The sequence below is a fragment of the Amycolatopsis sp. NPDC003861 genome (genome assembly GCF_053605405.1).
Genome location: NZ_JBSGJD010000021.1, coordinates 1 through 15,039 on the forward strand (window position 1 = coordinate 1; position 15,039 = coordinate 15,039).

Sequence of the window (15,039 nt, forward strand, 5' to 3'; positions counted from 1 at the left end):
GCAACCCCCACCGTCGTCAGGCCGCGACCTTCCCCCTCTTTCCTTCCCTGCCCACAGCTCGCGGAGGCACCCCATGGTTGATCGGCTGAACTACCGCATCGAGGTCACCGGCCCGGTCGAGGGCCGGTTCGCGGAAATCCTGACCCCGGCGGCACTCGACTTCCTGGCCAAGCTGGACAACACGTTCGCCGGTCGCCGGCGCGAGCTGCTCGACGCCCGCCGCGTGCGGCGCGAGGAACTGCAGTCCGGCGAGAAGCCGCTCGGCTTCCTGCCCGAGACCCGCCGGATCCGCGACGACGAGTCGTGGCACGTCGCCCCGACCGCGCCCGGTCTGGAGGACCGCCGCGTCGAGATCACCGGCCCGACCGACCGCAAGATGACGGTCAACGCGCTGAACTCCGGCGCCAAGGTCTGGCTGGCGGACTTCGAGGACGCGACGTCGCCGACGTGGCACAACGTCATCGACGGCCAGCTCAACCTGTTCGACGCCATCCGCCGCAACATCGACTTCACCACCGAAGCCGGCAAGCGCTACACCATCGGCGACGACCCGGCGACGATCGTCGCGCGGCCCCGCGGCTGGCACCTGGTGGAGAAGCACATCCGCATCGACGGCCGCCCCGTGTCGGCCAGCCTGGTCGACTTCGGCCTGTACTTCTTCCACAACGCGCGCCAGCTGCTCGCCCGCGGCGTCGGCCCGTACTTCTACCTGCCGAAGCTGGAGAACCACCTCGAAGCGCGGCTGTGGAACGATGTCTTCCTGCTGGCCCAGCGCGAACTGGGCATCCCGCGCGGCACGATCCGCGCGACCGTGCTGATCGAGACGATCACCGCCGCGTTCGAGATGGACGAGATCCTCTACGAGCTGCGCGAGCACGCGGCGGGCCTCAACGCCGGTCGCTGGGACTACATCTTCAGCCTCATCAAGAACTTCGCCGCGCACGGCGCCGACTTCGTGCTGCCGGACCGCGCGCAGGTCACGATGACCGTGCCGTTCATGCGGGCCTACACCGAGCTGCTGGTGAGCACCTGCCACAAGCGCCGCGCCCACGCCATCGGCGGCATGGCGGCGTTCATCCCGAGCAAGGACCCGTCGGTCAACGAGATCGCCGTCGAGAAGGTCCGTGCGGACAAGGAACGCGAGGCCGGCGACGGTTTCGACGGCTCGTGGGTCGCGCACCCCGGCCTGGTCCCGGTCTGCCGCGAGGTCTTCGACAGTGTGCTCGGCGGCTGGCCCAACCAGCTCGGCAAGCTGCGCGAAGACGTCCACGTCACCGCCGAGGACCTGTTGGACGTGGCCAGCGCCGGCGGCGAAGTCACCGAGGCGGGCGTGCGCGCGAACATCAACGTCGCGCTGCGGTACGTCGACGCGTGGCTGCGCGGCACCGGCGCGGCGGCGATCCACAACCTCATGGAGGACGCGGCCACCGCGGAGATCGCGCGCTGCCAGGTGTGGCAGTGGATCCGCAACGGCACGAAGCTCGAGGACGGCACGGCGCTGACCCGCGAGCTGGCGGTCGAATTCCTGGACGACGAACTCGCCTCGGTGCGGGCCGACCTCGGCGCGGGCAACCGCCTCGACGACGCCCGCGAGATCTTCACCGAAACCGCGCTGGGGGAGAAGCTGCCGAGCTTCCTCACCACGGGTGCCTACGCGCGGTATCTCACGGACGCCCGGTAGCAGGGGCCCCGGCCTCCCCTACCTGACGAGGGGAGGCCGGATTCCACACTGTTGGGATGGTGTGGGTCCGGACCGGTCCGGTGACGGCGGCTCCCCGTCACCGGACCGGTTCATGTCCGTCGGAGCACGAAGACCCGCCGCGTCATGAAGGCCGCGGGCGATTCGCAGCAGGAGTCGTCACTCACAGGTGTGCTTTCAGCAGGACTTTCGCGGCCTCGCCCGCCGTGTCCGCCTCGCGCGGGTCCCCGGTGATCGCGGCGAGCACGGTCGCGCCTTCCATGAGTGAGAACAGCTGGTCCGCGACGCTCCGGTCCGGCACCAGACTGTGCAGGTAGGCCCGGACCTCATCCTTGTGCTGGCGGATCGCGGCGGCGATCCCGGGGGTGGGCTCGCCGAATTCGCCGAAGGAATTGATGAACGCGCAGCCGCGGAAGCCCGGCTCGGAGAACCAGTTCTTCAGCCAGGCGAACACGGCTAAGGGGTCGTCGCCGCGGGCGTGGACGAAATTGCGCAACGAGCCGCGCCAGCGTTCGTCGCGGCGCAGCAAGTAGGCCTCGACCAGGTCGTTCTTCGCCGGGAAGCACTGGTAGAGCCGCTTGAGCGAGACGCCGGAGCGTTCGCGGACCGCGTCCATCCCGACTGCCTGAACGCCGTGGGCGTAGAAGAGGTCCTCGGCGGCCTCCAGTAGCCGGTCGGTCGCCTCCGTTGAATCCATGTCACCTGCCCCTGGCGCTGAGAATGATCGTTCTCTAGTCTAGCGGGAGCAGCGGAGAACGCACGTTCTCCGCGCCCGGAAGGAGCCCCCATGAGCCCGCGCCCGCCGTTCCCGCCGTTCGACGAGGACACCGCCCGCCAGAAGGTCCAGGCCGCCGAAGACGCGTGGAACACCCGCGACCCGGAGCGCGTCTCGCTCGCGTATACCGAGGATTCGGTCTGGCGCAATCGCGACCAATACGTCGTCGGGCGGGCCCGGATCGTCGAGTTCCTGACCGCGAAATGGGCGCGCGAACTGGACTACGCCCTGCGTAAGGAGCTGTGGGGCTTCCGCGGGAACCGCATCGGCGTCCGGTTCCAGTACGAGTCCCGGACCGCCGAGGGGCAGTGGTTCCGCAGCTACGGCAACGAGCTCTGGGAGTTCAGCGACGAAGGCCTGATGCGCCGCCGCGAAGCGAGCATCAACGACGTCCCGATCGCCGAAGCCGACCGCCGCATCTTCGGCCCGCGACCGGAGTCGGAGCACGGCGTCCTGCTGCCGGTCTTCTAGGTCCGCCCTGAGCGGAACCGGCCGCGGCCGGCCAGGTCGGCGGGCATGGTCGGAAAAGTGACGACATCGGCGTTCGGCGGCGAAGTGAGCGAGTTCTACCAGCGGTTCCGCCGCGGCTACCCGCCCGAGGTCGCGGACGAGCTGGCGACGGCGTTCGCGCTGACCCGCGACGACCTCGTCCTCGACCTCGGCTGCGGCACCGGCCAGCTCACCCGGGCCCTGGCGCCCCGCGTCGGGGCGGTGCTGGGCATGGACCCGGAGTCGGCGATGCTGGCCGAGGCCCGGAGGGCGACGGCGGAGCCGAACGTCGCCTGGCTGCTCGGCGCGGACTCCGACGTCGCCGCGCTGTCGGCCGCCCTCGGGCCGGGGCACCTGGCCGCGGTGACGGTGGCGCAGGCGTTGCACTGGATGGACCACGAGCGGCTGTTCGCGGCGGTCCGTCCGCTCCTGCGGGCCGGCGGCGGGGTCGCGGTGGTGACCAATGGCGAGCCGCTGTGGCTGCAGGACACGGCGTGGTCGGCCGCGCTCCGGGACGCCCTCTCCGCCTACCTCGGCACCCCGCTGCACCGGACCTGCGGCACGGACGACGCGAGCCAGGAGCGGTACGTGCACGCCCTCGCGGCCGCTGGCTACGCCGTGAGCTCGACGGTCGTCGAGTACTCCGCGCCGCTGAGCGTCGAGGAAATCGTTGGTGGCGTTTTTTCGGCAATGAGCCCCGACCAGCTGCCCGGCCTCGGCGCGAGGCCGGAGTTCACCGAGCGCGTCCGGGCGGCGGTCGCCCCGCACGGTCCGCTGCGGGAACGCGTCCGGGTCCGGCTCCTGACCGGAACCCGGTGAGGACCTAGACCTCCGGGATCTCGGCCGGGACCGGCTCGAAGGCGTTGCCGGTGGCGATCTTGGGCCGGGGCAGCTCGACCGGTTCCCCCGGCTTCGTCCGCCGGTAGACCTCGGCGGTCGCCTCGGCGATCCGGCCCCAGTCGAAGTCGGCGGCCAGCCGGGACTGCGCGGCCCGCGCCCGTTCGGCCGCGGCTTCGGCGTCGGAAAGCACCGTCGTCACCGCGTTGGCCAATTCCGCGACATCGCCGGGACTGAACGCCAGCCCGGTCTCGCCGTGCACGACGACCTCGCCGAGCCCGCCGGCCGTCGACGCCACCAGAGGCGCCTTCGCGGCCGCGGCCTCCAGGGCGACGATCCCGAACGGCTCGTACCGGCTGGGCAGCACCACGGCGTCGGCCGCGGCGAGCGCCGCGCGGAGGTCGCGGTCGGAGAGGTGCCCGACGAAGTCGACCGCGCGCCGCACCCGCAGCTTCCGCGACTGTTCGACCAGCTCGTCGAAGTGTCGTCCTTTTCCGGCAACGATCACGCGGGTGCCCGGGTGACGGCGCCGGATGCGGGGGAGGGCGGCCAGCAGGTCCTGCACGCCCTTCTCCCACTCGAGTCGGCCGAAATAGAGCAACAGCGGCGCACCGGCTGGGCTGTAGACCTCGCGGGCGCGCGCGATCTCGTCCGCGGGCACCTGCCAGCCGCGCTCCTCGATGCCGTTGTGAATCACCGTGACGTCGTCCGCTTCGACCTCGAAGAGGTGCGCGACCTCGCGGCGCATCGCCTGCGAGCAGGTGATCAGCGCGTCGGCCCGGTTCGCCAGCCACCACTCGACCGAGTGGACTTGCTGGTTCAGCGGGTGCGACAGCCAGCCGGAGTGCCGCCCGGCTTCGGTCGCGTGGATCGTGCCGACCAGCGGCACGCGCGCGGCCTCGGCGATCGCGATGGCCGGATGGGCGACGAGCCAGTCGTGCGCGTGGACGACATCGGGCTGCCAGGTGCGCAGCAGGTCCTGCGCCGCGCGGATCATGGCGTGCCCCATGGCCAGCGTCCAGGCGACGAGGTCCCGTTCGAAGGTCACGTGCATCGGGTCCTCGGCGACCCGGATGATCCGCACGCCCTCGACGACGCGGTCGGTGCGCGGGTGCGTCCCGGCGTCGGTGCCCGCCGCGTGCCGGCAGAGCACCACGACGTCGTGGCCCTGGCGGGCGAGGTGGGTGGCGAGCGCGTGGACGTGCCGGGCCAGGCCCCCGATGGCCACGGGCGGGTACTCCCAGGACAGCATCAGCACTCGCATGGGCAGAGGTTACTCGCGAGTCAGAAGGCGTCGGCGCGCCCGTGCTCGCGAAGTGTTCACATGTGATCTCGATCACTGATCCGGGTGTGGATCTCTGCCACCATCGACCGGGATGACACCTCCCGAGGACCCCGGCTGGCGCCGGCTCGACCCGCCCCTGCCGACCCCGTGGAGCGGCGACGTCGCTCCGGACAACGCCCTGCCCGAGTACCCGCGGCCCCAACTGACGCGGCCTCGCTGGCTCAACCTCAACGGGGTCTGGGAGTACGCGGGTTGGCCGTCGTCGCCGGACGAACCACGGCCGTCCGGTTACGCCGAGCGCATCCTGGTCCCCTTCCCGCCGGAATCGGCGTTGTCCGGAATTCGACGACGCGACGAAGTCCTCTGGTACCGGCGCTTGTTCGAAGTCCCCGCCGACTGGCGCGGCTCGCATGTCCTCCTGCACTTAGGCGCGGTCGACCAGACGGCGAAGGTCTGGGTCAACAACCAGCTCGTCGCGACCCACGAGGGCGGCTACACGGCGTTCAGCGCGGACGTCACCGATGTCCTGCGTGCTTCGGGGCCGCAGGAGCTGACCGTCCGCGCCGAGGACCGCACCGACATCGAGCCCTTCCCGGTCGGCAAGCAGCGCAACGCGCCCGGCGGGATCTGCTACACGCCGTCGTCCGGAATTTGGCAAACGGTGTGGCTGGAGCCGGTCCCCGAGGTCCGGATCGAGCGGCTGGACCTGACCCCCGACCTGACCGGCGTGACAGTGTTCCCGCAGGTCACCGGCGGTGCCGAGGTTGTTGTCGTCATTTCGGCAAACGACGTCGAGGTCGCGCGGGCCTCGGGCGCGGCCGGGACGCCGGTGCGCGTGGACGTTCCTTCCCCACGCCTCTGGACCCCCGACGACCCGCACCTCTATTCGCTGCGCGTCCGGCTGCTCGACGAGCGTGGTTCGATTTCGGACGAGGTCGGCAGCTACGCCGGCCTGCGGACGATCGGCCTGGTCCCGGACGCGCAAGGCCGCCCGCGGATCGCGCTCAACGGCCGGGTCACCTTCCTGCACGGGCCGCTCGACCAGGGCTACTGGCCGGACGGCATCTCGACCGCTCCCACCGACGACGCCCTGCGGTTCGACCTCGAGAGGACGAAGGAACTGGGCTTCAACTTCGTCCGCAAGCACGTCAAGGTCGAGCCGGCCCGCTGGTACTTCTGGGCCGACACGCTGGGCTTGGTCGTCTGGCAGGACATGCCCTCGCTGACCGTGTCGTTCGACGGCCCGCCCGGGATCGCGCCGGACCCGGTCCCGCGGGCGCGCGAGCGGTTCGAGGCGGAGCTCGCCGAAATGGTGACCCAGCTGCGCGCGGTCCCGTCGATCGTGGCCTGGGTCCCGTTCAACGAGGGCTGGGGCGAGTTCGACACCGAGCGTGTCGCGGAAATGGTCAAAACCCTCGACCCGACGCGGTTGGTGATCGCGAACAGCGGCGTCAACTGCTGCTTCTCACGGCCGGACAGCGGCGCGGGCGACGTCTACGACGACCACACGTACGTGGGCCCGGGTACGCCGTCGGTGCGCGACGGCCGCGCGATCGTCGACGGCGAGTACGGCGGTCTTGGTTTGATTTTGGACGACCACCGCTGGCCCGGCCCGCCGAACGCGTACGAAATGACGCCTACCCGGGAGCGGCTCACCGAGCGCTACGCCGAGGTGAGTGCCGCCCTCGAGCGGGTGGTGGCCGAGCGCGGTTTGTCCGGTGCCGTCTACACCCAGACGACGGATGTCGAAAACGAGGTCAACGGGCTGCTGACCTACGACCGTCGCGTGGTCAAGGTGGATCCGGTGGTGGTCGCGAAGTGCGTGCGTGCGGTGATCGAAACGGGTTCGTCCTGATTTCGGCAATTGCGTGACGGTGCCGGGGCGGCGGCCGGCCCGGCACGGCCGGGACCTATAGGGACAACCGGAGGTGAAGGCCCAGGAGGCGGAGGTGCCGCTGTTTTCCGTCGATCCGGTGAATTTCGGCGACGGCGGGGGAACGGCGTCCCCCGCCGTGGTTTCACGCCGGCAGCGCGGCCTCGATGGCCTTGACGACCGTCTCGTCCTCGGGCTCGGTGCGCGGCCGGAACCGCGCCAGGACCTCGCCATCGGCGCCGACGAGGAACTTCTCGAAGTTCCACTGGACGTCGCCCGCGGTGCCCTCGGCGTCCGCAGTCTCGGTCAGTTCGGCGTAGAGCGGGTGCCGGCCCTCGCCGTTGACGTCGATCTTCTCGAACAGCGGGAACGTGACGCCGTAGGTCGTCGAGCAGAACGTCTGGATCTCGTCCGCGCTGCCCGGCTCCTGCCCGGCGAACTGGTTGCAGGGGAACCCGACGACCGAGAAGCCCTGCTCGCCGAAGCGTTCCTGCAGCCGCTCGAGACCGGAGTACTGCGGGGTCAGGCCGCACTTCGACGCGACGTTGACCACGAGCAGCGCCTTGCCGGCGAACTCGCCCAGCGAGCTGTCCCGCCCGTCGAGGGTCTCGAGCGGAATTTCGTGGATCCCCATGAAGGTCCCTTTCAGTCGTGCTTCAGCGCCCGGGCGTCGAGGTGCCCGAACGGTCCGTCGTCGGCGCGGTAGGCCGTGGCGAGTTCCTCGGCCCGCGCGCGATCGTCTCGGCGCAGCAGCCCGGCCAGCGCGTCGAAGCGCTCGGTGTGGACCGCCGCGCGACGACGGGCGTAGTCCGCGGCCGAGTCCTTGGTGACCATGAACGCCCAGTCGCTTTCCAGCGCCAGCATCGCCTCGGCGACGGCCTGGTCGGCGACGGTGTCGCGGGCCGTGGTCGCCAAACCGGCAACGAGGTCGAGCAGCCGCTCCTGCAACGCGCTGTTGGCGGCGACCATGTCCTTGACCTGCTCGCCGTCCCACACGCGCCAGTCCTTGCCGGATCCCCACGACGAGGCGGGCAGGTCGATCGGCTCGCCGACGTGGCCGGCTTCCATCGCGCCCTTCAGCGTCGTCACCCGCACCCCGGCCTCGGGGAGCGCGCGCAGCACGCCCTCCAGCCACGCCGGGCCTTCGTGCCACCAGTGTCCGAACAGCTCCGTGTCGTACGCGGCGACCACGAGCGCCTCACGCCCGTGTTGCCGCTTCAGCGACCGCAGCCGCGTCACCACCGTCTCGACGAAGTCCTTGACGTGCGTCCCCAGCACGTCCGCGGCGAGCGCCGGGTCGTACGGCGCCTTGTCCTGCGGCTCGACCGTCTTGCCGGTGACTCGCGCCGCCTTGAGGCCGACCTCGTGCTGCCAGGTGTGGAAGTCGCGGTAGGCGGCGTGGCCGGGGTAGCCGGCTTTCGGCGACCAGACGCGGTAGGTGACCTCGAGGTCCCGGCCGAACGCGAGGACGTCGGAGCCGCCGACCGGCCGCGCGGCCCAGGTGTCGCCGCGCAGCGACGGGCCGTCGACCAGGAACCGCCGCACGCCGGCGGCGGCGTAGTCGTTTTCCATACCAGGCGCGTAGCCGCACTCCGGCGCCCAGATTCCCTCGGGCCGCGTGCCCAGCCGCAGGGCCGTGTCGGCGAGGCCGGCGTTCAGGGCGAACGCCCGCACCCGCGGGTCCAGCAGCGGCTGGAACGGATGCGCGAGGGGCCCGCCGAGCAGCTCGATGGTCGAATTGTCGACCAGGGACCGCAGGACCGGGGAGAAGCCGTGCCGCCACCGCGTCCCGAGCTCTTCGGCCGCGCGGACGGCGGTCCGGTGCTCGGCCGCGGCGAGCTCGCGCAAAAGCGGGTCGCCGCGCCACAGCGTCGCCGCGTGCTGGGCGCGCAGCTGCCAGTGGCCGAGCCAGTCGTGGAACGCGCGGATGCTGTACGGGTCGTCGAGCTGCGCGGCGAGCACTGGCGTCACGCCCAGCGTGAGCACGTCGCGGCGGCCTTCGTCGGCGAAGCGCTCCAGGAGCTCGACCATCGGCAGGTAGGAATGCGCCCACGCCTGATAGAGCCACTCCTCACCGACCGGCCAGCTCCCGTGGTGCGGCAGCCACGGCAGGTGGCTGTGCACGACGAGGCAGAAGGTGCCCTCGCTCATCGGCGCACCGCCACGGCGATCAGGTCGAGGCACGCGTCGAGGTTGTCGCCGTGGATGTCGAACCCGGTGGCCTCGATCGCGGCGACGTCGGCGAGCAGCGCGTCCGGCCACTCGGCCTGCCCCGGCAGCTTGCCCATGACCACGTCGAGCTGGGCGTCGATGATCGAGCCGCCGTACCGCTCGTCGAGCGCGCGCACGGCCTCGCCGTGGTGCAGCCCGTGCAGGGTCTCGACGTCGAAGCCGGCGTCGGTGAGCAGCCCGGCCAGCTCGGCCGGCGCGAGCTCTCGGGTGTGGAACGGGTTCAGCGGCGTGTCGCTGTCCGGGGTGAAGGTCAGCCGGTTCGGTGTCGTGACCAGCAGTTTGCCGTTTTCGGACAACACCCGCCGGCACTCGGCGAGGAACCCGGCCTGGTCCCACAGGTGCTCGATGACCTGGAAGTTCGCCACGACGTCGACCGCGCCGTCCCGGACCGGGAGGAAGGCCAGGTTCGCCCGCGCGACGGCGACCTCGGGGTAGCGGCGGGCGACGTGTTCGGTGGTCGGGACGTCGTAGTCCAGCGCGAGCACCCGACGGGCCGTGGCCGCGAGGAGACTCGCGCCGTAGCCCTCACCGCAGCCGGCTTCGAGCACCGTCGCGTCCGCGCAGTGGGGGAGCAGGGCGGCGTACGCGGCTTCGTGGCGCCTGAACCAGTAGTTCTCCTCGGCGATGCCGGGGACGGTCCGTTCGCCGGTCAGGTGCAGCGCCTCGGCCCGGGTGGCTGGGGTGGTCACCTCCGCGACCCTAGCGGGTGTCACATCCGGTCCGGCCCTCTCGTTCCGTGGTCATGCAACGGACCATCACCCGCGTACTGCTCGTCTTCTTCGGCCTGGTCGAGGCCGTGGTCGGAATTTGGCCACTGGTCTCACCCACCGGCTTCTACCAGGACTTTCCCGGCTTCCGCACTGGCTGGGTGGCGATGGACGGGCCGTTCAACGAGCACCTCCTGCGCGACTTCGGCGGCCTCAACCTGACGCTCGCCGCGCTCCTGATCGGCGCCGCCGTGATCGGCACCACAGCGGTCGCGCGGCTCGCCGGCGTGGCGGGGCTACTGTTCGGCCTGCCGCACTTTCTCTACCACCTCGGCCACGTGTCGCATTTCGAACCAATCGACCAGGTGCTGATCATCGCGACGACCGCGCTGGGCGTCGTGGTCCCGCTGGTCGTGCTGGCGGTCCCGGGACGCCGGGTCAGCCCACCGGCGACACCGTGATGCCGAGCGCACCGGGGCCCAGGTGCGCGCCGATGACCGTGCTCGCTTCGACGACCATGCTCTCGGCCATCGCGGGTACCCGGCGTTCGATCTGCCGGCCGATCTCCAGTTCGTGGTCGCTGGCGCCGAACCGGGTCACGGCGATGTCGGCGCGGAACCCGCCGGACTTCTTGACCGCGAGATCGACCATTTTGGCCAGGGCGCGCCGCGTACCGGGGACGCGGGCGAGCGGCGCGACCTCGCCGTCCTTGACCGTGAGCAGCGGTTTGATCGAAAACGCACTACCGAGCATCGCCTGCGCGGCGCCGATCCGGCCGCCGCGGCGGAGGTACTCGAGGGTGTCGACGTAGATGAACTCGGTGCTGGTCGCGCACCGGCGTTCGGCGGCCTCGATGACCCGGCCGGCGTCCCCGCCGGCCGCGGCCGCCCGTGCGGCGGACACGGCGGCGAAGCCGAGGCTCATGCCGGTGGTCCGGCTGTCCAGGACGTGCACCGGGATGCGGACCTGCTGGGCGGCCTCCCGGGCCGCGCGGACGGTGTCGGACATGCTGCCGGAGATGTGGATGCTGACGATCGCGGTCGCGCCGGCGGCGGCAGCTTCCTGGTAGGTCCAGAAGAACGCCCCCGGGTCCGGGGGCGCCGTGGTGATCACCTGCCCGGCTCTCATGGCGTCGATCACTTCGCCGCGGTCGAAGCGGTTTTCGTCGTCGTAGTGGCTACCCAGGCTCAGCTGGATCTGGACGACACCGATGGCCCAGCGAGAAGCGACGAGGTCGGGCAGGCAGGAGCTCGAGTCGGTGATGACGGCGATGCGCGCGGGCATGGTGGGGGAGGTTAATGCCTGACACCCACCACCAGTAGGCCGTGGTTGGTCCGATCGGACGAACGGCAGTTCGGGTGGGGTAACCGGTCGACTACCGGGACGATGGTCCCAATAGATTGCGCATCCAGGTGAATGGCGTCACCTCGACGGGTCCTGCGCGCCGATTGGCCCTAATCTACCGGCCAGTAGAGCACTGTCCCGTGGTCGACCGCGGGCCACGAACCGGGAGGTCGAAGCAGACCCATGACCAACATCGTCGTCCTGGTCAAGCAGGTACCGGACACCTACTCGGAGCGGAAGCTCAACGGGTCCGACCACACCCTTGACCGCGAATCCGCCGACGCCGTGCTCGACGAGATCAACGAGAAGGCCGTCGAAGAGGCGCTGAAGATCAAGGAAGCCGGCGAGGGCGAGGTCACCGTGATCTCGGTGGGCCCCGACCGCGCGACCGACGCCATCCGCAAGGCGCTGTCCATGGGGGCCGACAAGGCCATCCACGTCTCCGACGAGGCCCTGCACGGCTCCGACGCGATCGCCACCGCCAAGGTGCTCGCCGCCGCGATCGGCAAGGTCGAGGGCTTCGACCTGGTCATCGCCGGCAACGAGTCGTCCGACGGCCGCGGTGGCGCCATCCCGGCGATCCTCGCCGAGCTGCTGGGCCTGCCGCAGGTCACCTACGTGCGTGAGCTGACCGTCGACGGCTCGACGCTCAAGGCCACCCGCGAGACCGAGGACGGCCTGACCCACCTCGAGGCGAGCCTACCCGCGATCGTGAGCGTCGGCGAGAAGATCAACGAGCCGCGCTACCCGTCCTTCAAGGGCATCATGGCCGCGAAGAAGAAGCCGGTCGAGACGTTCACCATCGCCGACCTCGGCGTCGACGCGGGCGAGGTCGGTCTCGCCAACGCCTGGTCCGCGGTGACCGAGTCCTCGCCGAAGCCGCCGCGCACCGCCGGCGAAAAGGTCGAGGACGAGGGTGACGGCGGCACCAAGGTCGCCGAGTACCTGGTCGGCCAGAAGCTCATCTGACAACGGCTCTTCGAGGAGGAACAAGAACATGGCTGAAGTACTCGTCCTCGTCGACCACGTCGACGGTGAGGTCAAGAAGGTCACGCTCGAGCTGCTGACCGCCGCCCGCGCGCTCGGTGAGCCGTCGGCCGTCGTCGTCGGCCCGACCGGAACCGCCGCCAAGGCGAAGCAGTCGCTGGCCTCGCACGGCGCCGCCAAGGTCTATGTCGCGGAAGGCGACGACGCCGCGAACTACCTGGTCACGCCCAAGGTCGACGTGCTCGCCGCGCTCGCGCAGCAGGCGTCCCCGGCCGCCGTGCTCGTCACCGCCAGCGGTGAGGGCAAGGAGGTCGCAGCCCGCCTGGCCGTGCGCCTGGGCTCCGGCCTGATCTACGACGCCGTGGGCGTCAACGGCGACGGCGTCATCGACCAGTCCATCTTCGGTGGTGCGTTCTCGGTCAAGTCCAAGTCCGCCAAGGGCGCGCCGGTCGTCTCGATCCGCCCCGGCGCGGTCGAGGCCGAGCCGGCCGAGGGCGCGGCGGCCGAGGAGACCGTCGAGCTCCCCGCGGTCGACGCGGCCAAGGCCACTCGCATCACGGGCGTCGAGCCGGTCACCGGCGGCGACCGCCCGGAGCTGACCGAGGCCTCGATCGTGGTCTCCGGTGGCCGCGGTGTCGGCTCGGCGGAGAAGTTCGACGTCGTCGAGAAGCTGGCCGACTCACTCGGCGCGGCTGTCGGCGCCTCGCGTGCCGCTGTCGACTCGGGCTACTACCCGGCGCAGTTCCAGGTCGGCCAGACCGGCAAGACCGTGTCGCCGCAGCTGTACCTCGCGCTCGGCATCTCCGGCGCGATCCAGCACCGCGCCGGCATGCAGACGTCGAAGACGATCATCGCCGTCAACAAGGACCCGGAGGCGCCGATCTTCGAGATCGCCGACTTCGGCATCGTCGGCGACCTGTTCAACGTCGCGCCGCAGCTGACCGAGGCGGTCGAGAAGCGCAAGGGCTGATTCCCCAGCTCGCAGGGGCCTTCCGGGACTTCCCGGGAGGCCCCTCGCGCGTTTTCAGGACCTGAGAGGAGCCTGAGAACCCGCCATTAACTGAACGTGCACTAATCGGTCATCGGATGGCACTCTCCGCGGCTTCCAACGCGCAGGTACACCTTGACCATGACGACGTCACAGCTCCTCGTCAGCACTGATCAGGCGGGTGCCGAGCTCCCCGCCGACGCCCCCCGGTACTCGCTTCTCGTCGCGCACGCGAACGACGAAGTGGTCGCGGCGCAGAAACTGCGCCACCGGGTTTTCGCCGAGGAAATGGGTGCGCGCCTCCACTCCCCGCGGCCCGGTCTCGACGTCGACGAGTTCGACGAGTTCTGCGACCACCTCGTCGTCCGCGACGACAACACGGGCGACATCGTCGGCTGCTACCGCATGCTGCCGCCGGAGCGCGCCGCCCAGGCCGGGAAGCTCTACGCCGACAGCGAATTCGACCTGACGGCGATCGACGGCCTCCGCCCGTCACTGGTCGAAACCGGCCGATCGTGCGTGCACCCGGACCACCGCAGCGGCGCCGTCGTCAGCCTGGTCTGGGCCGGGATCGCCCGCTACATGCTCTTGTCCGGCCACCGCTACCTCGCCGGCTGCGCGTCCGTCCCGCTGGTGGACGACGGCTCCTTCGCCGCCGGCGTGTGGGACGTCCTGCGCGCCAAGCACTACTCGGACGAGGGCACGCGCGTCACGCCGCTGATCCCGTGGGACGCCTCGGGCATCGAACGCCCGGCGCGGCCCACGCTGCCGCCGTTGATCAAGGGCTACGTCCGCCTCGGCGCCAAGGTCTGCGGACCGCCCGCGCTCGACACCGATTTCGGCGTCGCGGACTTCTTCGTCCTCCTGGACCTGCACAACGTCGACGAGCGGTACCTCAAGTTCTTCCTCGGGACCCAAGGATGAGCCACGCCTGGATGCCGGCCTCGCCGTGCGGCGACGGCTGCCTGACCACCGACGACCCGGTGGTCGGCCTTCCCCGACGGATCCTGCGCTTCGCGGCGGCGATCTCGGTCGTCGTCGCGGCGCTGGTCTCCGCGCCGCTGCTGCTGGTCGCCCCGGGCCGCCAGCGCCTGCTCCGGCTGATCTTCCGCGGCATGCTGCGGGCGTTCGGCGTCCGGTTGGACATCCGAGGGGGCGCCGACTTCCTGACCGCGCCCGCCGGCCGTGGCGCGCTGGTGGTCAACAACCACATCTCATGGCTGGACATCGTCGCGATCAACGCCCTGCGGCCGATGCGCGCACTGGCCAAGAAGGAGATCGCGGGCTGGCCGGTGCTCGGCGGCCTCGTCCGCCGAGGCGGCAGCATCTTCCTCGACCGCGAGCGGCTCACGACGCTGCCCGCCACGATGGCGGCGCTGGCCGACGCCCTCCGGACGGGTTCCCTGGTCAGCGTCACCCCGGAAGGCACGACGTGGTGCGGCCTGGCCTCGGGTCGCTTCACGACGGCGACGTTCCAGGCGGCCATCGACGGCGGCGTCCCGGTGCGCCCGATCGCGCTGCGCTACCGCCTCGCCGACGGCCGCGAGACGAGCCGCCCGGCGTTCATCGGACCGGAGTCGCTGATCGCGTCCCTGCGCCGGGTCGCGGCCCTGCGTGGTCTCGTGCTCGAGATCCACGTCTGCCCGGAGATCGCCCCGGGCCGCGCGGAAACCCGCCGCGAACTGGCCGCCCTCGCCGAGTCGGCGGTCCACTCCGCGCTGGGCACGGTGCAGATCCCGGTCCAGCAGCGCCGCCGGACGCCGCGCCGCCAGGCGGCCCCACTGGCTTCGCCTCCCGCGAAGTGATCCGGGCCCTGTCGCCGC

The 15,039-nt window shown here is 70.9% G+C and carries 15 protein-coding genes; 9 read left to right on the forward strand and 6 right to left on the reverse strand.

Features of this window, described 5'->3' with window-relative positions:
• Window positions 1-73 precede the first annotated feature (73 nt).
• Window positions 74-1,681: a malate synthase A gene (gene aceB, locus ACWEVN_RS08280; protein ID WP_449681565.1), complete on the forward strand. Its 1,608-nt coding sequence runs from the start codon at window positions 74-76 to the stop codon at window positions 1,679-1,681.
• Between the two features lie 181 nt (window positions 1,682-1,862).
• Here the strand turns inward: aceB and ACWEVN_RS08285 are convergent, their stop codons facing one another.
• A complete protein-coding gene (locus ACWEVN_RS08285) occupies window positions 1,863-2,396 on the reverse strand; it encodes a TetR/AcrR family transcriptional regulator (protein WP_452050729.1) in 534 nt (177 codons plus the stop codon).
• A gap of 90 nt (window positions 2,397-2,486) precedes the next feature.
• Here ACWEVN_RS08285 and ACWEVN_RS08290 point away from each other — a divergent pair, with 90 nt between their 5' ends.
• Complete coding sequence (locus ACWEVN_RS08290) at window positions 2,487-2,945, forward strand: nuclear transport factor 2 family protein (protein ID WP_449681563.1); 459 nt, start codon at window positions 2,487-2,489, stop codon at window positions 2,943-2,945.
• A 45-nt stretch (window positions 2,946-2,990) separates the two neighbouring features.
• Complete coding sequence (locus tag ACWEVN_RS08295; protein ID WP_452050730.1) at window positions 2,991-3,782, forward strand: class I SAM-dependent methyltransferase; 792 nt, start codon at window positions 2,991-2,993, stop codon at window positions 3,780-3,782.
• 4 nt (window positions 3,783-3,786) lie between these two features.
• On the opposite strand, the gene ACWEVN_RS08300 is transcribed toward ACWEVN_RS08295, so the two are convergent.
• Window positions 3,787-5,064 (reverse strand): glycosyltransferase family 4 protein, encoded by a 1,278-nt coding sequence (locus ACWEVN_RS08300; RefSeq protein ID WP_452050731.1) that lies wholly within the window; start codon window positions 5,062-5,064, stop codon window positions 3,787-3,789.
• Window positions 5,065-5,176: 112 nt separating this feature from the next.
• Between ACWEVN_RS08300 and ACWEVN_RS08305 the strand changes: the two genes are divergently transcribed.
• Window positions 5,177-6,940 carry a glycoside hydrolase family 2 protein gene (locus ACWEVN_RS08305; protein ID WP_452050732.1) on the forward strand — a complete coding sequence of 588 codons (1,764 nt, stop codon included), beginning with the start codon at window positions 5,177-5,179 and terminating at the stop codon, window positions 6,938-6,940.
• Between the two features lie 163 nt (window positions 6,941-7,103).
• Here ACWEVN_RS08305 and ACWEVN_RS08310 read toward each other — a convergent pair whose 3' ends face one another.
• Genes ACWEVN_RS08310 through ACWEVN_RS08320 form a run of 3 tightly spaced genes read right to left on the reverse strand, consistent with a single transcriptional unit; the run spans window position 7,104 to window position 9,879 of the window.
• Window positions 7,104-7,592 (reverse strand): glutathione peroxidase, encoded by a 489-nt coding sequence (locus ACWEVN_RS08310; RefSeq protein WP_452050733.1) that lies wholly within the window; start codon window positions 7,590-7,592, stop codon window positions 7,104-7,106.
• A gap of 11 nt (window positions 7,593-7,603) precedes the next feature.
• The gene (locus ACWEVN_RS08315; protein ID WP_452050734.1) at window positions 7,604-9,109 is read right to left on the reverse strand and encodes a 1,4-alpha-glucan branching protein domain-containing protein; all 1,506 of its coding nucleotides are present in this window, start codon (window positions 9,107-9,109) and stop codon (window positions 7,604-7,606) included.
• The gene (locus tag ACWEVN_RS08320) at window positions 9,106-9,879 is read right to left on the reverse strand and encodes a methyltransferase domain-containing protein (protein WP_452050735.1); all 774 of its coding nucleotides are present in this window, start codon (window positions 9,877-9,879) and stop codon (window positions 9,106-9,108) included. The genes ACWEVN_RS08315 and ACWEVN_RS08320 overlap by 4 nt, the downstream gene beginning before the upstream one ends.
• A 53-nt stretch (window positions 9,880-9,932) precedes the next feature.
• Between ACWEVN_RS08320 and ACWEVN_RS08325 the strand changes: the two genes are divergently transcribed.
• On the forward strand, window positions 9,933-10,358 hold the full coding sequence (locus ACWEVN_RS08325; RefSeq protein ID WP_452050736.1) for a hypothetical protein: 426 nt from the start codon (window positions 9,933-9,935) through the stop codon (window positions 10,356-10,358).
• Here the strand turns inward: ACWEVN_RS08325 and ACWEVN_RS08330 are convergent.
• A complete protein-coding gene (locus tag ACWEVN_RS08330; protein ID WP_449681556.1) occupies window positions 10,336-11,181 on the reverse strand; it encodes a DegV family protein in 846 nt (281 codons plus the stop codon). The two genes, ACWEVN_RS08325 and ACWEVN_RS08330, sit on opposite strands and share 23 nt — an antisense overlap.
• A gap of 243 nt (window positions 11,182-11,424) precedes the next feature.
• Here ACWEVN_RS08330 and ACWEVN_RS08335 point away from each other — a divergent pair, with 243 nt between their 5' ends.
• The 4 genes from ACWEVN_RS08335 (at window position 11,425) to ACWEVN_RS08350 (ending at window position 15,021) form a co-directional block, all read left to right on the forward strand.
• Window positions 11,425-12,210 carry an electron transfer flavoprotein subunit beta/FixA family protein gene (locus tag ACWEVN_RS08335; RefSeq protein WP_449681555.1) on the forward strand — a complete coding sequence of 262 codons (786 nt, stop codon included), beginning with the start codon at window positions 11,425-11,427 and terminating at the stop codon, window positions 12,208-12,210.
• 28 nt (window positions 12,211-12,238) lie between these two features.
• Entirely contained in the window at window positions 12,239-13,198 is a 960-nt protein-coding gene (locus tag ACWEVN_RS08340) for an electron transfer flavoprotein subunit alpha/FixB family protein (protein ID WP_452050737.1), read from the forward strand.
• Window positions 13,199-13,357: 159 nt separating this feature from the next.
• Entirely contained in the window at window positions 13,358-14,140 is a 783-nt protein-coding gene (locus tag ACWEVN_RS08345; RefSeq protein WP_449681553.1) for a GNAT family N-acetyltransferase, read from the forward strand.
• Window positions 14,137-15,021 (forward strand): lysophospholipid acyltransferase family protein, encoded by an 885-nt coding sequence (locus tag ACWEVN_RS08350; RefSeq protein WP_449681552.1) that lies wholly within the window; start codon window positions 14,137-14,139, stop codon window positions 15,019-15,021. Before ACWEVN_RS08345 ends, ACWEVN_RS08350 begins: the two co-directional genes overlap by 4 nt.
• The last annotated feature ends 18 nt before the right edge of the window (window positions 15,022-15,039 follow it).